Genomic DNA, 19,546 nt, shown 5'->3' with positions numbered 1-19,546 from the left:
GCAAAAGCGATGCCGATCTCTGTCGCCACCCTGCTGGTGCTTTTGGTGGCCTATGGCATTCTTCCAGTGATCGGCACGAGCTACCTGTTCGATGGTATCCTGCTGCCCTTTCTGGCCCTTAGCCTCGCAGGGGTCGGGCTCAATCTGCTGACCGGTTATGCAGGCCAGGTGTCGCTTGGCAGCGCGGCCTTCATGGCGGTTGGCGCGTTTGCCTGCTTCAATTTTGACCTGCGGGCTGGTTCCCTGCCGCTTATCGTCAGCATCCTGCTCGCGGGTCTATCCGCTGCGGCCATTGGCATTGTCTTCGGCTTGCCAAGCCTTAGGCTGCGCGGCTTCTATCTCGCGGTTTCCACCCTTGCTGCACAGTTCTTCGTCCAGTGGGCGTTGACGAAATTCAGCTGGTTTTCCAACGATAGCGCTTCGGGTGTCATCGATGCGCCGCCGCTGACGCTTGCCGGTTTTACCTTCGAGGGGCCGGTCGGGCGCTACTATTTTGCGCTGATCATCGTTACACTCGTCACCTTTCTCGCTCATCGGCTGGTGATTTCTCAAACGGGTCGCAATTTCATCGCGGTGCGAGATAACGAAACGGCGGCGCGCATTATCGGCGTTCCGGTGTTACGCACCAAGCTTCTGGCCTTTGCCGTGTCGTCTTTCATCATTGGTATCGCCGGTGTGCTCTGGGCCTTTGCCTATCTGCGCACCGTCGAACCGGCGGGTTTTAACCTGGATCGCTCATTCCAGGTGTTGTTCATCATCATCATTGGCGGTCTGGCCTCGCTGCGCGGTGCCTTTTTCGGGGCGGCCCTGATCGTGGTGTTTCCGGTGGTGCTGTCGCGGGTTGGGGCCTTCGTCTTTGGTGACCTGTTCGATAGCGGCGTGCTCGATATGACGCAGCGTATCGTGCTCGGCGCACTCATCATTCTTTTCTTGATCCTTGAGCCAGATGGGCTTGCCGCCCTTATCGACAGGATCCGAAAACGCTTCGGCGTGCCGGTTTGGCCAGCCTGATCCGGCTCTCTCTCTCCGCACGCCGTTTATCCGCAATCCATCCATCATCCATGAACACGTCCGATGCGCATCGCACCGGGCAATACCAGGAGTGTATCCAAGCATGAGCATTCTTTCGAAATTCAAGGCCACGGCATTGGTGATCGGCATCTCGTTGAGTGTCGCGCTTCCCGTAGCGCATGCCGATGAGCAGTATTTTCCCTTGCAGAGCTACCGCGTCGGTCCCTATGCCGCAGGTGGAACCGGTTTCTTTGGCGGGTTTATCGACTATCTCAACCTGATCAACACCCGGGATGGCGGCGTCAATGGCGTCAAGCTCACCTGGTCGGAGGCCGAAACCCAATACGAGGTCGAACGTGGCGTCGAAGCCTATGAGCGCCTGAAAAGCAATCCGAACGTCGCCGCCTGGAACCCGTTATCCGTGGGCATCGCCTATGCGATGATCGACCGCATTACCGCCGACAAGACACCGTTGATCACCATCAACCACGGTCGTACGGATTCCACCGATGGCCGCGTATTTCCCTATGTTTTCCCCTTGTTGCTCAATCCCTACAGCGAAACCTCCGGTATCGTGAACTATATTGGCTCCAAGCTGGGCGGGATCGAAAACCTGAAGGGCAAGAAGATCGTGGTTCTCTATCACGGCTCGCCTTATGGCAAGGAAACCATTCCGATCTATGAATTGCTGGCCAAGAAATACGGTTTTGATGTCCAGCAGATCGAGGTGCCGCATCCCGGCAACGAACAACAAGCCCAATGGCTCACCATTCGTCGCGCCAAACCTGATTACGTCGTGTTGCGCGGTTGGGGCGTGATGAACCCGGTGGCCCTGAAAACAGCTGCCAAAACCGGCTTTCCGGTGGACCATATCATTGGCAATGTCTGGTCCAATTCTGAAGAAGATGTGATCCCGGCAGGCGATGCCGCCAAAGGCTATACCGCCATCACCACCCAGGCGTCCGGTGCCGAGTATCCAGTCGTCAAGGAAATCGTCAAGACGCTTTATGATAGTGGCAAGGGCAACCTGGAAGACAAAAAACGCATCGGCTCCGTCTATCACAACCTGGGTATCGTCAATGGCATCCTGAATGTCGAGGCGATCCGCATCGCGCAGGCAAAATTCGGCAAGCGCACGCTGACCGGCGACGAAGTACGCTGGGGCTTCGAGCATTTGCAACTGGACCAGAAGCGCGTTGAGGAACTTGGCGCCAAAGACCTGTTTCACTCCATCAATGTCACCTGGGACAATCACGAGGGCAATGGTTATGTGACCTTCCAGCAATGGGACGGCAAGAAATGGAACGTCGTGTCTGATTGGATTGCACCGGATTGGGCGTTGCTGCGGCCGATCATTGAAAAGTCCTCCGAGGCTTATGCCAAGGATAAAGGCATCAAGATCCGCACGGCTGCCGATGCGGATGGCGTTACCAATTAACACCAACAGGGACTGAAGATGTCAGTTCCTGGTCCTTTTGCAAATAGTTCAAGCATCTGATGGACTTGAGATATTTGCCTTGGAAAATCAGCCCATCGACAACGAGATGGGCTGATTTCGCGGTTCAGCGCTCAATTGAAGTGACGCCGTGACGGGGCAATTTTTTGCCAGAACAACGAGGAATCGATCCCATGAAAGACGCTAGATTGTTGCAGGTGGATGGGCTGCAAGCCACCTACAATCATGCTATCACCGCTTTGCATGGTGTCAGCTTTTCGCTTGCGCGGGGCGAGATTCTAGCCCTTTTGGGCGCGAATGGAGCGGGTAAGACGACGGTGCTGAAGGCGGTGTCAAACCTTCTTTCGGCAGAGCGCGGACAGATCAATGCCGGGTCTATCCATTTTGACGGCGTAGATGTCACCAAAACAAGCCCGGCGGCGCTGGTGCGCGCCGGCCTTGTACAGGTATTGGAAGGGCGCCATTGCTTCCATAGCCTGTCCGTCGAGGAAAATCTGACATGCGGTGGTTTGGGACGCAGCAGTTCGCGGGCGGAAATCGCCAATGATCTCGAGCGTATCTATGGGCTCTTTCCCCGACTGAAAGAAAAACGCTGGACACTGTCGGGCCTCACCTCCGGTGGCGAGCAACAAATGACGGCGGTTGGCCGGGCTCTGATGTCGCGTCCCCGTCTGCTTGTTCTTGACGAGCCGTCCATGGGTCTTGCCCCCATCGTGGTGCAGGACATATTTCGTACCCTGCGCCGATTGAACCGGGAGGAGGGGCTATCCATTCTCGTCGCCGACCAAAATTCAGCGATTGCTCTCACCTATGCCCACCGCGCTACCATTCTCGAAAATGGAAAGGATGTGCTGACGGGCACTGCCCGCGAGATCCGCGAGCGAGACGATGTGAAATCCTTTTATCTCGGGCAGAACAATCAGCTTGCGAATGACCATGTCATATGAGCGCGTCTGACGGGTATCGTAAACCGAAGGCCTCTGAAACAGAATGTCGAAGCGAGGCTTTCGCTCAGGCGGGGTTTAAGGTGTTTGCGCTGCATCATCGATGCCCGCTGACACGGTTTCCGCGTGTTCGGCGGCGTTTCAGCGGGCATCTATACCATTTCTGTCAGGCGTGAAACGCGCTCACCAACTGGACAGCATCAGGACGGTGTCCATTGTAAACAGAGCCGTCCTCAGAACTCTTCCCAACTCTCGCCCTTCAGCGCAGCATTGCCCTGAGTGGCATAGGTCTGGCGCGATGGTGTGGCGGGCCGAGTTGCAGGTCTGGCAGGGGCTCGGCCAGTGGGCGCGTGTCCGGCCTGACGGTTATCTCCTGTGCGGAACTGGCCGAGCAATTCGGCCAGTTTGCCGCTCTCCTGCGCCAGGCCAGCGCCGGCCGCGTTCATTTCCTCGACCATGGCCGCATTCTTCTGCGTCGCCTGGTCCATGTGGTTGACAGCGGTATTGACTTCGCCAAGGCCGACGGACTGTTCCTGCGCTGCCGTGGCGATTGCATCCATATGCTGATTGATCGATTGGACGAGGCTGGCGATCGCCGTCAACCCTTCGCCGGTATCGTTGACCAGTTTGACGCCTTCGCTGACGGCGACTTCCGAATTGGAGACCAGCGATTTGATTTCCTTGGCGGCATTGGCCGAACGTTGCGCCAGTTCACGGACTTCCTGGGCGACGACGGCAAAGCCCTTACCTGCTTCACCGGCGCGGGCGGCTTCCACCCCGGCATTCAATGCCAGTAGATTGGTCTGGAAGGCAATCTCATCAATCACGCCAATGATCTGGCCGATCTGGCGGGAGGCGTGTTCAATGCGCTCCATTGCTGTGACAGCATTATTGACGACGACACCCGATTGCTCGGCACGGCTTTTGGTATCACGCACCAGATCGCGGGCTTCGCCGGTTCGCTTCGAGGTCGCTCTCACATTGGCGGTGATTTCCTCAAGGGCTGCGGCGGTCTCTTCGAGCGAAGCAGCCTGCTGCTCGGTTCGCTTGGCCAGGTCGTCCGATGCATGCGAGATTTCGCTGCTGCCACCCGACACGGCCAGGGCAGAGCCACCGACGGCCAGAAGTGTGGTGCGCAACTGGCTGACGGAGGCGTTGAAGTCCTGGCGCAGTTCCTCGAAGCGCGGCGCAAACTCCTCGGAAATCTCACAGAGCATATCACCGGAGGCAAGTTTCTGCAGACCGCTTGCCAGCGCGCCGGTGGCGCGGGTCAGTCGCTCCTCGGCCTCCTCTTCTATACGGCGCTGCGTCTCGATGCGATCGCGCTCGGCGATCCTGCGGTTTTCCTCGGCGTTGGCCTCTAGCTCCTTGTTGCGGATGGCTGCAATCTGGAACACTTCCACGGAACGCGCCATTTCGCCCATTTCGTCCCGGCGTTTGGCGCCGGGAACGACAACCGACAGGTCGCCGTCGGCCAATGCGCCCATACAACGTGTCAACGCGCCGATCGGGCGAATGACCTTGCGGACGATGACGGCCAAGCCGATGATGCCGAGCGCCAGTACCAACAGGAAGAGCGCCAGGAACGACAATGTATGGGTCAGCGCTGTTGACTTGGCAGTTACGGCATTGGCGTTCAGCGTATCCATGGCAAGCGATGCGATATCCGCAACCTTCCCCAGGGCAGCCGTGGTCGGCGCTCTCCATTGATCGATTGTCAGCGGCGACTTTTCGCCCGCACTCAGTTTGGCAATGACGTCGGCGCGCATCTTAGCGTAGTCACCGGTAAAATACGCTGCATCGGCGATCTTGAAACCATCCTTGATGGCCTGGGGCGTATCCTTATGATCGACGAGCACCCGAACAGCTTTCCACGCATAGGCGACATTGGCGTCTCCCGCGGCCAGTTTGACCTGGTTCTCAGCCGAAATCTGCTGGCCAGAGGTCACGGCGTTGTTGAGGATCAGGGCGCTTCCGCCGCCAAGGGCACGGGTCGACCATGCATAGGCGCGCATCTGGATCATAGGCATCAACGCCGCGTCGAGCGTGCGCATGCGGCCTTCCGCAGCCTCGGACGCCTTTTCAAGATCTGCCAGGAACGTTCCGCCCAGATCCATTGACGCCTTGGTGATGCTTGCGTCGCGAGCCTCGAGCGGCTTTGCCAGTTCGGCATCGATAGTTTGGCGATAGGTCGCGACTTTTTCATAAGTGGCCAACACCGTTGCGATCGGCGCCGACAATTCGGTAGCCGTGATCGCTCCAGCGATTGCTTTTGCCTCATTCATACCAGCATCGACAACCGCCCGGTTTTTCTGCACCGATTGGACGGAGCCAGCGCCATCGGCAATGGAGATCGACAGGGCGGACGCGCTGTCGCCGCGCTCGCTGCGAAATGCCAAAAGCGCCTTGAACAACGCCTTGTCAAAACCGGTCAGTTCCGAAACTTCGGCATTGACCTGATAGGTGCGGTACGAAGACAGCATGGAATTTCCAACCAGCACATTCAGCATGAGGCTGAGCAGGGCGAAAACGCTAATGAGCACATTTCTGATGGAGAGCGTCATGGTAAGTTCCAATGGTTGCAAATTTCAACTCATTGAAAGCCAATTTGGATAAACTGCGGTTAACGCCATCAGGCTTTTTATGACGTCTTTCCGTATAAAATTGCCAGTCTCGCCATTCGCTCGGGTATAGAGGCCTCAAAGCGGCCAGTGGCGTGAGTTTTGCATGTATGTAAAGTGTCTCATCATTTGATCAGCAGTTCGATCGGCAGTTGTGATTTCACTCATTGTCATTGTGACCCGCACCATCTTCTTGCTACAAGTTTCTTGGCGATTTCATCGCTGGCCGCCTGCGAGCGGGATAATTTTTAACCTCAATTCATCCGGGTGAATGTTCAATATGTCTCCCAGAAAACAGATCATCCTCAATGCCTTCAACATGAATTGCGTGGGGCATATCAATCACGGGCTCTGGGCGCATCCGCGCGACCGTTCGCATGACTATAAATCTCTGCGCTACTGGACTGATCTGGCCCGCACACTGGAGCGTGGTCTGTTCGATGGGCTGTTTCTCGCCGATATTGTCGGGGTCTACGATATTTACCAGAACTCGGCCGACCTGACATTGCGGGAATCGATCCAGCTACCAGTCAACGATCCGATGTTGCTGGTATCTGGCATGGCTGCTGTGACCGACAATCTTGGCTTCGGCATTACCGTGAATACCAGTGTTGAGGCGCCCTATACCTTTGCCCGGAAAATCTCGACGCTCGATCATCTCACCTCGGGCCGTATCGGCTGGAATATCGTCACCGGCTATCTCGACAGCGCCGCCAAGGCATTGGGCAAGACCGGCATGACAGAGCATGACGCCCGCTATGACCAGGCCGATGACTATATGGACCTGCTGTATAAGCTTTGGGAAAGTAGTTGGGAGGAGGGGGCCGTGCGCCTCGACAAACAGGCACGGATATATGCCGATCCTGCCAAGGTTCACAAGGTGCAGCACAAAGGGCCCTATTACCAGTCCGAGGGCTACCATCTGAGTGAGCCCTCTATCCAGCGTACGCCGGTACTCTATCAGGCCGGCACATCGGGCCGGGGGCGGAAATTTGCCGCGCGCCACGCCGAATGCGTGTTTATCGGTGCCACTGACAAGGCCGCGGCGCGTAAAACCTCCCAAGCTCTGCGGGAAGAGGTGATTGCCGCAGGGCGTCGTCCTGATGATATCAAGATCTTTCTCGGTGTTACTGTGGTGACCGACAAAAGTCGGGAAGCCGCCGCCGACAAGCTGGCGGATTATCGCCGCTATGCCAGCCCGGAAGCGGGCCTGGCGCATTTTTCGGCCGGAAGCGGCATCGATCTCTCCCGCTACGAGCTTGATGATCCTATCCAGTACGGCCCCACCAACGCCATCCAGTCCGTCACGCAGCTTGCCAAACAGAAGGGTTGGACCAAGCGGCAATTGCTGAACGAGCTTTCCATCGGTGGACGCTATCCGCTGATCACCGGTTCGCCTGGCGAAGTGGCAGAGGAGCTGATGTCCTGGATCGATGAAGGCGATATCGATGGTTTCAATCTCACCCGCACCGTGACGCCGGAAAGCTACGAGGATTTTATCGAGTTTGTGGTGCCGGAATTGCAAAGCAGGGGCGCTTACAAGACCAGCTATGGTGACGGCTCCTTGCGCCATCGGCTGTTTGGTGAAGGCAACCGGCTTCCCGCCCGTCATGCCGGCGGCTGTTATCGCCACACGGACAGGTAGCGCTACGACGTTGCGGCCAGAACTTTTATGCCGGGCGTTGTTTGCTGTCTGAAGGCTTGGCACCTGAAGGCTTTCCTCAACGCCCATGACGAGTTCGCTGTATCGGAATCATGTTTTTCTCAATGGGTAAGCCAGAGAGAAAAACATACCTTCATTTAGTGCATAAAAAACATAGATTAACTTCAATAACCGTCAATGTCTGCGATGCTGCCTCGGCATGTTTGCAGCAAAGGACGGCGCCGATGACCAGGACAATTCACTTCAACGCCTTCGATATGAATTGCGTCGGACACCAATCGCCTGGATTGTGGGCGCATCCGGATGACCGGTCTTATACCTATAAGGATCTGGATTATTGGCAGAATTTGGCGCGTACCCTGGAGCGTGGGATTTTTGATGGCATCTTCATTGCCGATGTCATTGGCTATTATGACGTTTACAAAGGCTCCAATTTCCACGCCATCCAGCAGGCTGCGCAAATTCCGGTCAATGATCCGTTGCAACTGGCGGCACCCATCGCTTTGGCCACCGAGCATCTGGGCATTGGCATTACCGCATCAACCTCGTTTGAGCACCCCTTTACGTTTGCCCGCAGGCTTGCGACAGCGGACCATCACAGCAAGGGCCGCGTAGGGTGGAACATTGTGACGTCCTACCTCGAAAGCGGTGCGAAAAACGTCGGCCAAGCCGGCCTGAAGCGCCACGACAATCGCTATGAGATTGCCAATGAATATCTTGAGGTGATCTACAAACTGCTGGAAGGCAGCTGGGAAGAGGGAGCTATCATCCGTGACCCGAAGGGGCGGGTTTTTACTGATCCGGCCAAGGTTCATGAAATCGGCCATAAGGGCAAGCATTTCGATGTGCCCGGTTATGGTTTGACCGAACCTTCACCGCAACGCACCCCGGTGCTGTATCAGGCAGGGGCCTCTGGTCCGGGCAAGAAATTTGCGGCAGAGCATGCGGAATGCGTGTTTGTGGCCGCACCCACCAAATCGGTTCTGAAAGCCTATGTGGCCGAGATTCGCCAGCAGGCTGCTGCCGCAGGGCGTGATCCGAATGCCCTCAAGATCTACACGCTGATCACCATCATCACCGATGAGAGTGAGGCGAAAGCCAAGGCCAAGTTCGAAGACTACAAACAATATGTCTCTTACGATGGAGCGTTGGTGTTCATGTCCGGCTGGAGCGGTATTGATTTTGGCCAATATGCCCCAACCGATGTGATCCAGAAGGTCGAGACCAACGCCATCCATTCGTTTGTGGAACATATCGCAGGGGGCGACAAATCCTGGACCATTGAAGAACTGGCAAAATTCGGCGGCATTGGCGGGTTGGGTCCGGTGTTTGTCGGTGCACCCGATCAGGTAGCCGATATTTTGCAAGAATGGGTGAATGACACCGATGTGGATGGCTTCAACATTGCCTATGCCGTCACGCCCGGCAGCTTTGAGGATGTGGTCACCTACATTGTGCCAGAACTGCAAAAGCGCGGAGCCTATCCCACCGCCTACAAGCCGGGAACGCTGCGCGAAAAGCTGTTCGGCCAAGGGCCGTATTTGCCGCAAAACCATCCCGCCGATCAATACCGCGATATTGAGGCGTTCAAACGCGCCCAAAAGGCTCCGCTGGCCAATGCCAGCTAAATTCTCATCCCAATTTCAAGCAACGAGGCACGATTATGGGTACCGTTACTGACACCAAGATCGACTACACCGTTCACCCGCGCGTTAATTCCAGCGATCCGGTAGCGCCGCGCCCGCGCCCAGCCGTGCCAGCCCATATTGTGCAATCCGATGCCGAGGCGATTGAGATTGCAAAGCGGCTGGCCGAGCGCTTCAAGGTCAATGCTGCCTTGCGTGACCGCGAAGGACTGTTGCCGATTACTGAGCTGGATGAATATTCCCAAAGCGGGCTGTGGAGCATCAACGTGCCAAAGGCCTATGGCGGGCCGGAAGTGTCCTATGCCACGCTTGCCAAGGTGATTTCAACCATTGCGAGCGCCGATCCGGCCATTGCGCAGGTAACGCAAAACCATTTGGCCATTGTCGCAACCGTTGATCTCGATGGCACCGAAGAGCAGAAACAATTGTTTTTCGGCTGGGCTTTGCAGGGCTTGCGCTACGGCAATGCGTTTTCTGAATTGAAGAGCAAGACCGTTGCCGATTTTGAAACCAAGGTGGTGCATGACGGCGATGACGTGATCGTCAATGGCGAGAAATTCTACACCACCGGAGCCCTTCTCTCGCATGTGGTGCCAATTGTTGGTGTTGACGAAACCGGGCAAGGCTATCTGGTGTTTGCCGACCGCGATGCACCCGGCCTGACCGTGACCAACAATTGGTCCAGCTTTGGTCAGCGCACCACGGCCTCTGGCTCGGTGAAGATCGAAAATGTGCGGGTGCCGAAGGTGCGGGCTTTGAAAGTCACCTCGTTTGAGCATCCCACCGTCGGTGGTCCTGTGTCGCAAATCATCCAATCGGCCATTGATGCGGGCATCGCCCGTGGGGCGATTGATGACACGATCACGTTTGTCAAAACCCTGAGCCGTCCGTGGATTGATAGCGGCAAGCAAAAGGCTAGCGAAGACCTGTTCACCATCGCCGCCATTGGTGATTTGAAAATCCGCCTGCATGCGGCAGAAGCTTTGCTGGAGATTGCCGGACGCAGCATTGATGCCGCACGGGCCAATACCACGCTGGACACGGTCTCTGAAGCAACCATCAAGACCGGCGAATCCAAGGTGCTGACCACCGAGATTGCCATTCTCGCCACCAACAAACTGTTTGAACTGGCCGGAACCCGCTCGACATTGGCGGAACATGGTCTGGATCGCCATTGGCGCAATGCGCGGGTGCATACTTTGCATGATCCGGTGCGTTGGAAATTCTATCACGTTGGCAATTATTACCTGAATGGCGAGCATCCACCGCGCCATGCGTGGAACTGAGGCAGGCTGATGAGCACGACAGATCGTACACTCCACCGTCAGGCGGCTCTCACGGCTGGCCGCCCAGCGCCCCATATTCCGCCACGCCGGATCAAGGCGCATGTGATCAAGGATGATGCTGAGGCCATTGCAATTGCCAAGGAATTGGCGCGTGACTTTGCCGTGGGCGCAGCAGAGCGTGATCGGCAGCGGCGTTTGCCCGTGGCCGAGATTGAGCGCTTTTCGCAAAGCGGCCTTTGGGCCATTACGGTGCCAAAGGCCTATGGCGGCGCTGGTGTCTCAACGGTGACACTGGCGGAGGTGACGGCGATCATCTCGGCAGCAGATTCCTCCATTGGGCAGATTCCGCAAAACCATTTCTATATGGTGGAAGCGCTGCGGCTGTCTGGTTCCGATGAACAGAAGGCCTATTATTTTCAGCGGGTTCTCAATGGGGATCGGCTGGGCAATGCCTTTACCGAAATCGGCACCAAAACCCCGGTGGATTACAAGACACATTTTGCGGAACGCGATGGTAAGCTGCTGTTAAACGGGCAAAAATTCTATGCCACTGGATCGTTGTTTGCCCATATCATTGTCGCGGTAGCAAAGGGGCCGAATGGCCGCGTGCATCTGGTGTTTATTGATCGCGCCACACCGGGCCTTGATCTGGTGGATGACTGGACCTCCTTTGGACAACGCTCCACCGGCAGCGGCACGGTGACCTTTGATGATGTGGAAATCACCCCGTTTCAGGTGGTGGATCATGATGAACTTTTTGAACAGCCAACAGCAATGGGGCCGTTTGCCCAGATCATCCATTCGGCGGTGCAAGTGGGCATTGCACGGGGTGCTTTGGCCGAAACCATTTCCTATGTCCGCGCCCATGCAAGGCCGTTTTTCGAACTGAGTATTGAGCATGGCTATGAAGACCCACACACCATCCATGCCGTGGGTGATGTCTCCATCCGTGTGCATGCCGCCGATGCGCTGTTGGCGCGGGCCGGGCGCATTCTGGATATTGCAACGGCCAATCCCATCGCGCAAACCGTGGCGGAAGCCTCGATTGCCGTGGCCGAAGTGAAAGCATTGGGCACGGAAGTGGCGCAATTGGCCGCCACCAAGCTGATCGAGCTTGGCGGTGCGCGCTCCACGTTGGAGGCTTATGGGCTGGATCGCTATTGGCGCAATGCCCGCACCCATTCGCTGCATGATCCGGTGCGCTGGAAATATCACCATATCGGCAATTTCTACCTGAATGATCAGCTGCCCCCGCGCCACGGGGCCATCTGACGTTCAGATTTTCTATCCGCCGGGTGCATCTTCCTGCGCCCGGCTTTTTCTTGACCATAGGAAACCATAAAATGACCTATCAGCCTGATCCCAAGCGCTATGATAACGCCCATTTTCGCCGCACAGGCCGAAGTGGGCTGAAATTGCCAGCGCTTTCCTTTGGCCTCTGGCATAATTTTGGTGATACCACGCCTGTGGAAACCCAGCGCTCCATTCTGTTCAAGGCCTTCGATCTGGGCATTACCCATTTCGATCTCGCCAACAATTACGGCCCACCGGCAGGCAGCGCCGAGATCAATTTTGGCCGCATCCTGCGCGAGGATTTTGCAGGTCTGCGCGATGAGCTGATTATTTCCACCAAGGCAGGCTGGGATATGTGGCCGGGGCCTTATGGTCGCGGCGGTGGCTCGAAAAAGGCGCTGCTCTCCAGCCTAGATCAGAGCCTGACGCGGTTGGGTGTTGATTATGTCGATATCTTCTACTCCCACCGCTATGATGCCGAAACGCCTTTGGAAGAAACCGCCGATGCCTTGGCGCAGGCCGTGCGTCAGGGCAAGGCGCTCTATGTTGGTATCTCATCCTACTCCGGCACCAAGACCCGCGAGATTGCTGCGCTTTTGAAAGAGCGGCAGGTGCCGCTTTTGATCAATCAGCCTGCCTATAACCTGTTCAACCGCTGGATTGAAAAGGATCTGATTGATGCTGCCGATGATGTTGGTGCGGGGATCATTGCGTTTACGCCACTGGCACAAGGCCTTCTGACCAACAAATACCTCAACGGCATTCCAGAAGATGCACGCGTCAACCGCCCCGGCGGGGATTTCCTGCGGCCCGAGCATTTGAAGGAAGAAAACATTGTTCGCGCCCGCGCCTTGAATGAAATTGCCGCCCGCCGTGGTCAATCGCTGGCGCAGTTGGCGATTGCCTGGGTGCTGCGTGATCCGCGCGTGACATCGGCGCTGATTGGAGCCAGTTCTGCACGGCAGATTCAGGAAAATGTTGATGCGTTGAACAATCTCTCCTTCACAGCCGAAGAACTGGCCGAGATTGATCGCTACGCCGTCGAAGGTGGAATCAACCTCTGGGAAAAACCTTCCCACGATCAAGTGGTGTAAGGGCAGATCGGACCAGTCGTCATACTCAACGTCACCCTCGGGCCTGTCCCGAGGGTCTGCTTCCTGCGATTATGTCACTGATCTTGATTGCTAAATTGAATGTGGCAGATGCTCGGCACAGGGCCGAGCATGACGTCGAGGATGGATTGGGGCGTCATCAATCCGCACATTTTGTCACCCACTATATTCAATAATCTCCAGCCCCGCATTGTAATCGGTGGCGTAAATCAGGCCATTGGCATCCACAAACACATCGGCCGACTGGATAACCTTGGGGCGACCGGGTCTGCGGTCGGTCATCGTGGTTGGGGCGGCAGGCACCAGAGCGCCGGTTTCCACCGGATGGTATGGATCGGAAATATCAAAAGCGCGAATCCCCGCATTTTGCCAGGTGGCGAAAATCAGCGTGTCTGACACAAACGAGCCGGGCCGGTTTTCATGCAGGTTATGCGGGCCAAAATGGCCGCCTTTCTGGGTGTAATCGATCTCATTCGGAATCGGAAAGGTGGAAATGCTGATCGGATTTTCCGGCACGCGGATATCAAACACCCATGTGTGCTTACGGCCATCTTCTTCATTATCCAACACCGCTTCATCGGCCACCACCAGCAGATCACGCCCCGGTAGTGGCAAAGGCGAATGCGTGCCGCCGCCATAGGGTGGGGACCAATTGTGGTGCTTGATCAATTTGGGGGCTACATGGTCCTTGATGTCGAGAAGTGTCAGTCCACCATCGCGCCAGCAGGCATAGGCGGTGTCGCCATGCACCAGCGCGTGGTGAAGGGCATAACGCTTGCCATCTGCCCATGTGCGGCTTTCGCCTGCTGCCGTGTTCATGCCCGGCAGCCACCAGCGGCCAACCAGTTCTGGCTTGGTGGGGTCGGCCATGTCGATGGTGACGAATATATAATCGGAAAAACCATCCAGCAGCGCCGATGCATAGGCATAACGCCCACCAACATACCAGAGCCGATGAAAGCCCACGCCATCCACGTCCAATTGGCCGATTTTGCGCGGGGCGGCTGGCGCGGAAATGTCATAGACGGTCATGCCCGCCGTCCACGCCCGTTCGCGCTTGCTGGCAGCGACCGTTTCACCGACCGATTGGGTGTAATAGGCCTTTTCATCGGTAAAACTCTCCACGTCGGCAAACAAATCCAGCGCATTGATCACCAACAGCAGATCGCCGTGGGTTTGCAGATGGATGTTCCATGTGTTGGCGGGGGCCTGCACATAGTTCACGGTTTTCGGATGTTTCGGATCACGCACATCGATGATGGAGAAGCCCTGCGACCAAGGATGCGCCACATAGGCATGGCCATGATGCACCATCAATTGTAGCCCATCGCCGCGTCCGCCAATATCGTTATGGCCGATCAGTTTCATATTGCGGGCAAAGTCTGGCTTTGGCAGGTCTATGGTGGTCATTGGGCTTCTCTCTTTCAGTCGGCTTGCGGCATTACTTGACGGTTGATGGAATCCACGCAGCCGTCGCGGCATCGCTCTTCAAAAACGCCGGGAATTTCTGCTGCAATTCCTCAATCGACCCGATCTTGTTGTTCACCAGATCATCGCGGGTGATCAGCGTGGGCTTGAGCAACACCGAATGGCCGGGGTTTTGCCCTGCAATGCCAAGCGAAACGGCCCGCACCGAAACCTCACCAACCACGGCAGCATTGGTGGCAGCGGTTGCCACCCAGGCGCTGTCTGGCTCAATCATCAACTGAATATCGGCAGTGGAAATATCGACACCATAGATTTTGACCTTGCTGGATAGGCCAAGCTCGTCAATTGCCAGCTTTGCGTCTTTGGCGAATTCATCCCATGGGGTAAAAATCACCGAAATGTCTGGGTTGGCGCGCAGCACAGCCTTGGTCTGGTCGGCAACGGTGGCCGGAACCGTGTCATTGACCACGCCCCAGACGGCCTTTTCCTTCAGATTATGCTTGGCCACATAGTCTTTCCACACCGCATAGCGGCGATCCAGCGGCGCAAACCCGGCGACATAGATTGCACCACCGTTGAAGCCATCGCCCTTGTCCTTCACCGCCTGATCCAGCACCAGCTTGGCCATATCGGCATCGCTCTGCTCAATTTGCGGAATGTTGGGATTGTCGAGGTTCACATCATAGGCCACCACCTTGATGCCTGCATCCAGCGCCTTTTGGGCCACGTCCTGCAACACTTCCGGGCGGCCATTGTTGATGATGATACCATCGACCTTCAGGTTGATGGCCTGCTCAATCAGCGCGCGTTCTGCATCATTGTCATTGCGGGCCTGCGAAACCGTGAGGTTAATGCCCAGTGCATCGGCCTGCCGCTTGACGCCTGCCTCAAAGGCTTGCAGCCAATCACCGCCGCCGAGATAGCTGACAACGGCGATGTTGACCGTTTTCTTATCAAACGGGGCGGGCGCACCCGCAATGCCAGCGGCTGAGGCCGTGGTGGCAAAAATCGATCCGGCCAGAAGAACTGCGCCAAGGGTGCGAAGAGACTTGATCATGTTGGTTCCATTCAGATGAGAAGGTCGATGTTTATGTGCGGGCGCGGCTGACGCCATAGGTGAGGGCAAGGGCGCCAACCAGCACGAAACCCTTGACGAAATCCTGGGTGTAATAGGGCGCGTTGAGCATGGTCAGGCCATTGAGCAAAATGCCAACAAACACCGCACCAATGATGGTGCCCAGCACGTTGGGACGGCGCAGGCCCAGCACGGCAAAGCCGATGAGTGAGGCTGCAACCGAGTCCATCAGCAGCGAGGCACCGGAGGAGACGTCACCCCTGCCAACCCGCGCCGCCACGATAATGCCGCCAAAGGCCGCCAGCGTACCGGAGAGCACATAGGCGAAGGTTTTGATCTTTGCCGTATTGGCTCCGGCCAAACGTGTTGCCACCTCATTGCCGCCAGTGGCAAACAGCAGCCGACCAAGACGGGTGCGCTCAGTCAGGATAAACAGCGTCAGGGCCACAATGGCCAACAGAACGACCGGGAAGGGGATCAGGCCAAACAGGCTGGAGCGACCGATGGTCAGAAACAGCGGATCATATTTGCCCGTTGCAGTCGTTCCATTGGGCAGAATGAGACCGACCGAAATGGAACGCCCTGCGGTCGGGATCAATTGCAGACCGGACAGAAGAAACATCATCGCCAGCGTGGCGAGAAGGTCTGGCACCTTGAGCTTGACGATCAAAAACGCATTCGCAAAGCCAATCAACGCGCCAAAGGCCAGCACCAGCGGCACGGTTTGATAGGCATTCAACCCCAGCACAATCATCGCATAGCTGGATGCCATCACGCTGGAGGCTGCCACCGCACCCACGGAGAGATCAAAGCCGCCAATCGCCAGCGTCACGGTCACGCCTGCCCCAATGATAGCCACCACGGCAACCGCTTGCAAAATGCTCATCAGGTTGTTGATATTGATAAAGGCGGGCTGGGCAAGGCTGAAGATCACAATCAATCCCGCCAGCAAAATGAAGACCGCACCGCGCCGGATGGTTTCCCGCACAAGACTTGCCACGCTTTGGCGATCATGCGTTTGGGCCAGCGTCTCTTTGGGAATGTCATTCACCGTCGTCATCAGGCGATTTCCTTGTGGTGATGGGTTGAGGCAGCCGAAGGCGTCAGCTCAATCAGAGTATGTTGATCAATCAGCAAAATACGGTCGGCTACTTCCTGTGCTTCCTCGAAATCCGAGGTGGCAATCAGGGTTGCGCGATCCGCGTGGCTGCGAATGGTGGTGATAATATCTTGCCGGGCCCCGACATCGACGCCCTGAAACGGCTCATCCAGCAATAGCAGGCGGCTTTGCTCCACTTCCCAGCGGGCAATCACCGTCTTTTGCTGGTTTCCGCCTGACAGAGACCAGACGGAAGCATCTGGTCCTGCCGCCTTGATGCCAAGCCGGGAAATGGCAGCCTTTGCCTTCACCCGTTCAGCATCCGACGCCAGAAAACCCGAAGGATACCAGCGCTTGAGATGCGGCAGGCTGATGGTGGCTGCCACGCTTTCACCCGGCCAATCGGCAGGCATCAGGGCCGAACGGTGGCGATCTTCCGCAACAAGCGCGACTCCGGCGGCAATAGCCTCTGCCGGGCTTTTGGGGGCATAGGGCTTGCCATCCACAACGGCTTTACCTGCCGCAAATTGCCCCGCTCCAAACAATGCTGATAGCAGCCTGCTTTTGCCCGCGCCCAGCACGCCTGTTATGGCCACCACTTCACCCTCGCGCACGGTGAGATCAAAGGGTTTGCTGCTGTTCAGTAGTCGAATGCCACGCAGATCCAGCACGGTTTTGCCAAATTCTGTGCGTCGATCCGGGCGCGCCGTGTTCAATGCGCGGCCAATCATGGTCTCAAGCGCCGCATCGAAATCAATCGGGCGACGGAGCGACCCGACATTGCGCCCGCCTCGGAGAATAACCACGCGGTCGGCAAGGGCGGCCAGATCGGCCGTGCGATGCGAGATATAGAGAATGGCGATGCCACGCGCTTTCAAGCCCAGGAGAATGGCATAGAGGCGTTCCGCTTCCTGCGTTGAGAGGCTGGCGGTTGGCTCATCCAAAATCAACAATTCAGCCTTGTTGGCAAGGGCGCGTGCAATGGCCACCATTTGCCGATCCGCAGCACCCAGATCAGCAAAATCGCGATCGAGAGGCAGGTTGAAACCCGCATCACTCAAAATGCGCGCTGCCTCACGCCGCACGCTTTTGGTTGAAAGAAAAAACGGCTGACGACCATCGACATAGTGATTGAGCAGCAGCGCATCGGCCACGCTCAAGCCGGGAATGCCCACCACGTCCGTGGATTGGTGAACCGTCACCACGCCAAATTTGCCGGCGTCTGCCGGGCTTTGCGGGGCAAAAGGCTGACCGTTTAGTAAAATACTGCCGGAATCCGCCGATTGCACACCGGAGAGAATTTTTACCAGCGTAGATTTTCCGGCCCCGTTTGCGCCCATCAGTGCAACAATCTCGCCCGGCTCAATGACCAGCGATGCGTCGATCAAGGCCTTGGTCGAGCCGAAGGAGCGGGAGATGTCTTTGACGTCAAGAAGGGGCATTGTGGGCTCACCAATTGTGTTGATCAGGTGATAAACCCTTGGTGACCGCCAGCAAGAATGGCAGTTTCAAACATCATTTAATATATAGAATAAATTTGCATAACAGGTGGGCCGAACGATGCCTGCTGTGGTGTGCCGATCATTATACTGTCGCATAGCGCGATCAGAACTGGCATTTATCAACAATTGCTGGAGCAGCCGTCATCGCAAACTCCGCGGATAAAATAACCGAAGAATGCGGCACAAAGGGCAAAGAAATCTATTCTTGACCGGAATTTCACGTTTTAAAAATCTATAAACGGTAGATTTTATTGATAATAATCCCCATGTGGCCCGATTGGTGGCCTTTGTTCAACATGGGGAACCCGATGACATCGATCCTGCGCCTTCTGGCATTCACCGCTCTTTCACCTTTGGTTTTAACGCACTCGGCTGTTGCGGCTGGCATTGCTGGCGCACCTGCGCCGTTTGACCAAGGCGGCGTCAAGCTGGCGCTGATTAGTTATATTTCCGCTGGCGATTTCTTTCAGGCCTATCAGGCGGGCGCACAGGCGCAGGCCAAGGCGCTGGGGGTTGATCTGCGGATTTTCCCCGGTCGTCAGGATGCTACCGAGCAGCGCGAACAGATTTTACAGGCCATTAATCTCGGCGTGAAAGGCATTGTCATTGACCACGGCCTGCCGGAATCGCTCAGCGATGTCGTCCAGCAGGCGCTCGACAAGGGCATAAAGGTCGTGGCTTTCGATGTGAACCTGAACAATCCGAAAATCCCGCAGGTGGAACAATCCGACCACAAACTGGCCGAACTGACGCTGGATCAGGCGATCAAGGACAATGGCAAAAGTTTCAATGCTGGATATGCCTATGTCGCTGGTTTTGCACCCTTGGATCGCCGCAATGAAATCTGGGACAAGGTGAAAGCTGCCAACAGCGGCATTGTTGAAAAAGCACGTTTCGGCACGGTCAGCGACATCACGGCCACCTCCACCGCCGATCAGGCCAAAGCGGTTTTCCGGGCCAACCCGGATATTTCCGTGGTGTTTGCGCCTTATGATGAGTTCGCCCGTGGCGTCAAACTCGCTGCCGCCGATCTGGGCATCAGCGCCAAGTTGAAAATCTATTCGGCGGATATTTCCACCGCTGACATTCAGGAAATTGTTGAGGATGGCAGCCCGTGGGTTGCAACCGCTGCCACCAATCCAGCTGTGGTGGGTGCCGTGTCCATTCGCGCTGCCGCCTTGCAGATTGCCGGCGAAACGGTGCCGCATCAGATTATTGTCGATCCGGTTCTGGTGACGCAAAAGCAATTGCGGGATGCCAACGTCAAGAGCATCGAAGACTTGGCCAAGAAAATTCCAAGCTTCTCGACAAGCTCTGCTGTCACGGCAAGCTGGATTCCGTCTGCTGCTTTTTGAGCACCTCCCTCCCAAGCAGGCTCTGCGCAGACAAAAACGGAAGCACCTCGCGGTG

General features: G+C 56.5%; 14 protein-coding genes. 9 read left to right on the top strand and 5 right to left on the bottom strand.

The genetic code is table 11. From position 1 onward, the window contains the following. Positions 1–9: 9 nt before the first annotated feature. The 3 genes from H1Y61_RS20100 to H1Y61_RS20090 all read left to right on the top strand — a co-directional run bounded on the left by H1Y61_RS20100 (position 10) and on the right by H1Y61_RS20090 (position 3,414). Complete coding sequence (locus H1Y61_RS20100) at positions 10–1,011, top strand: branched-chain amino acid ABC transporter permease (RefSeq protein WP_409364007.1); 1,002 nt, start codon at positions 10–12, stop codon at positions 1,009–1,011. Between the two features lie 103 nt (positions 1,012–1,114). Next, positions 1,115–2,449 (top strand): ABC transporter substrate-binding protein, encoded by a 1,335-nt coding sequence (locus H1Y61_RS20095; protein WP_156633170.1) that lies wholly within the window; start codon positions 1,115–1,117, stop codon positions 2,447–2,449. 191 nt (positions 2,450–2,640) lie between these two features. Continuing rightward, positions 2,641–3,414 carry an ABC transporter ATP-binding protein gene (locus tag H1Y61_RS20090; RefSeq protein ID WP_180574582.1) on the top strand — a complete coding sequence of 258 codons (774 nt, stop codon included), beginning with the start codon at positions 2,641–2,643 and terminating at the stop codon, positions 3,412–3,414. 230 nt (positions 3,415–3,644) lie between these two features. On the opposite strand, the gene H1Y61_RS20085 is transcribed toward H1Y61_RS20090, so the two are convergent. Next, complete coding sequence (locus tag H1Y61_RS20085; protein WP_180574581.1) at positions 3,645–5,975, bottom strand: methyl-accepting chemotaxis protein; 2,331 nt, start codon at positions 5,973–5,975, stop codon at positions 3,645–3,647. A gap of 337 nt (positions 5,976–6,312) precedes the next feature. Between H1Y61_RS20085 and H1Y61_RS20080 the strand changes: the two genes are divergently transcribed. From H1Y61_RS20080 to mgrA, 5 genes are all read left to right on the top strand, one after another. Continuing rightward, positions 6,313–7,677 (top strand): LLM class flavin-dependent oxidoreductase, encoded by a 1,365-nt coding sequence (locus H1Y61_RS20080; RefSeq protein WP_180574580.1) that lies wholly within the window; start codon positions 6,313–6,315, stop codon positions 7,675–7,677. Between the two features lie 242 nt (positions 7,678–7,919). Further along, the gene (locus H1Y61_RS20075) at positions 7,920–9,323 is read left to right on the top strand and encodes an LLM class flavin-dependent oxidoreductase (RefSeq protein ID WP_180574579.1); all 1,404 of its coding nucleotides are present in this window, start codon (positions 7,920–7,922) and stop codon (positions 9,321–9,323) included. 35 nt (positions 9,324–9,358) lie between these two features. After that, positions 9,359–10,627: an SfnB family sulfur acquisition oxidoreductase gene (locus tag H1Y61_RS20070; protein WP_180574578.1), complete on the top strand. Its 1,269-nt coding sequence runs from the start codon at positions 9,359–9,361 to the stop codon at positions 10,625–10,627. A 9-nt stretch (positions 10,628–10,636) separates the two neighbouring features. Then, the gene (locus H1Y61_RS20065) at positions 10,637–11,899 is read left to right on the top strand and encodes an SfnB family sulfur acquisition oxidoreductase (protein ID WP_180574577.1); all 1,263 of its coding nucleotides are present in this window, start codon (positions 10,637–10,639) and stop codon (positions 11,897–11,899) included. A gap of 71 nt (positions 11,900–11,970) precedes the next feature. Continuing rightward, positions 11,971–13,014, top strand: coding sequence for an L-glyceraldehyde 3-phosphate reductase (gene mgrA / locus H1Y61_RS20060; RefSeq protein WP_180574576.1), 1,044 nt, complete (start codon positions 11,971–11,973; stop codon positions 13,012–13,014). Between the two features lie 174 nt (positions 13,015–13,188). Here the strand turns inward: mgrA and H1Y61_RS20055 are convergent, their stop codons facing one another. The 4 genes from H1Y61_RS20055 to H1Y61_RS20040 are packed head-to-tail and all read right to left on the bottom strand — an operon-like array spanning position 13,189 to position 18,076. Beyond that, positions 13,189–14,442, bottom strand: a complete 1,254-nt coding sequence (locus H1Y61_RS20055) for an LVIVD repeat-containing protein (protein ID WP_180574575.1) — start codon at positions 14,440–14,442, stop codon at positions 13,189–13,191. Positions 14,443–14,473: 31 nt separating this feature from the next. Next, positions 14,474–15,517 carry a substrate-binding domain-containing protein gene (locus H1Y61_RS20050; RefSeq protein WP_180574574.1) on the bottom strand — a complete coding sequence of 348 codons (1,044 nt, stop codon included), beginning with the start codon at positions 15,515–15,517 and terminating at the stop codon, positions 14,474–14,476. A gap of 31 nt (positions 15,518–15,548) precedes the next feature. Further along, positions 15,549–16,595 (bottom strand): ABC transporter permease, encoded by a 1,047-nt coding sequence (locus H1Y61_RS20045; protein ID WP_180574573.1) that lies wholly within the window; start codon positions 16,593–16,595, stop codon positions 15,549–15,551. Next, a complete protein-coding gene (locus H1Y61_RS20040) occupies positions 16,595–18,076 on the bottom strand; it encodes a sugar ABC transporter ATP-binding protein (RefSeq protein ID WP_180574572.1) in 1,482 nt (493 codons plus the stop codon). The genes H1Y61_RS20045 and H1Y61_RS20040 overlap by 1 nt, the downstream gene beginning before the upstream one ends. Positions 18,077–18,444: 368 nt before the next feature. Between H1Y61_RS20040 and H1Y61_RS20035 the strand changes: the two genes are divergently transcribed. Beyond that, positions 18,445–19,491: a substrate-binding domain-containing protein gene (locus tag H1Y61_RS20035; protein ID WP_180574571.1), complete on the top strand. Its 1,047-nt coding sequence runs from the start codon at positions 18,445–18,447 to the stop codon at positions 19,489–19,491. Positions 19,492–19,546 lie beyond the last annotated feature (55 nt).

It is taken from the genome of Agrobacterium vitis, assembly GCF_013426735.1.
Lineage (GTDB): Bacteria > Pseudomonadota > Alphaproteobacteria > Rhizobiales > Rhizobiaceae > Allorhizobium > Allorhizobium vitis_D.
This window is presented reverse-complemented; position numbering and strand designations above follow the sequence as displayed.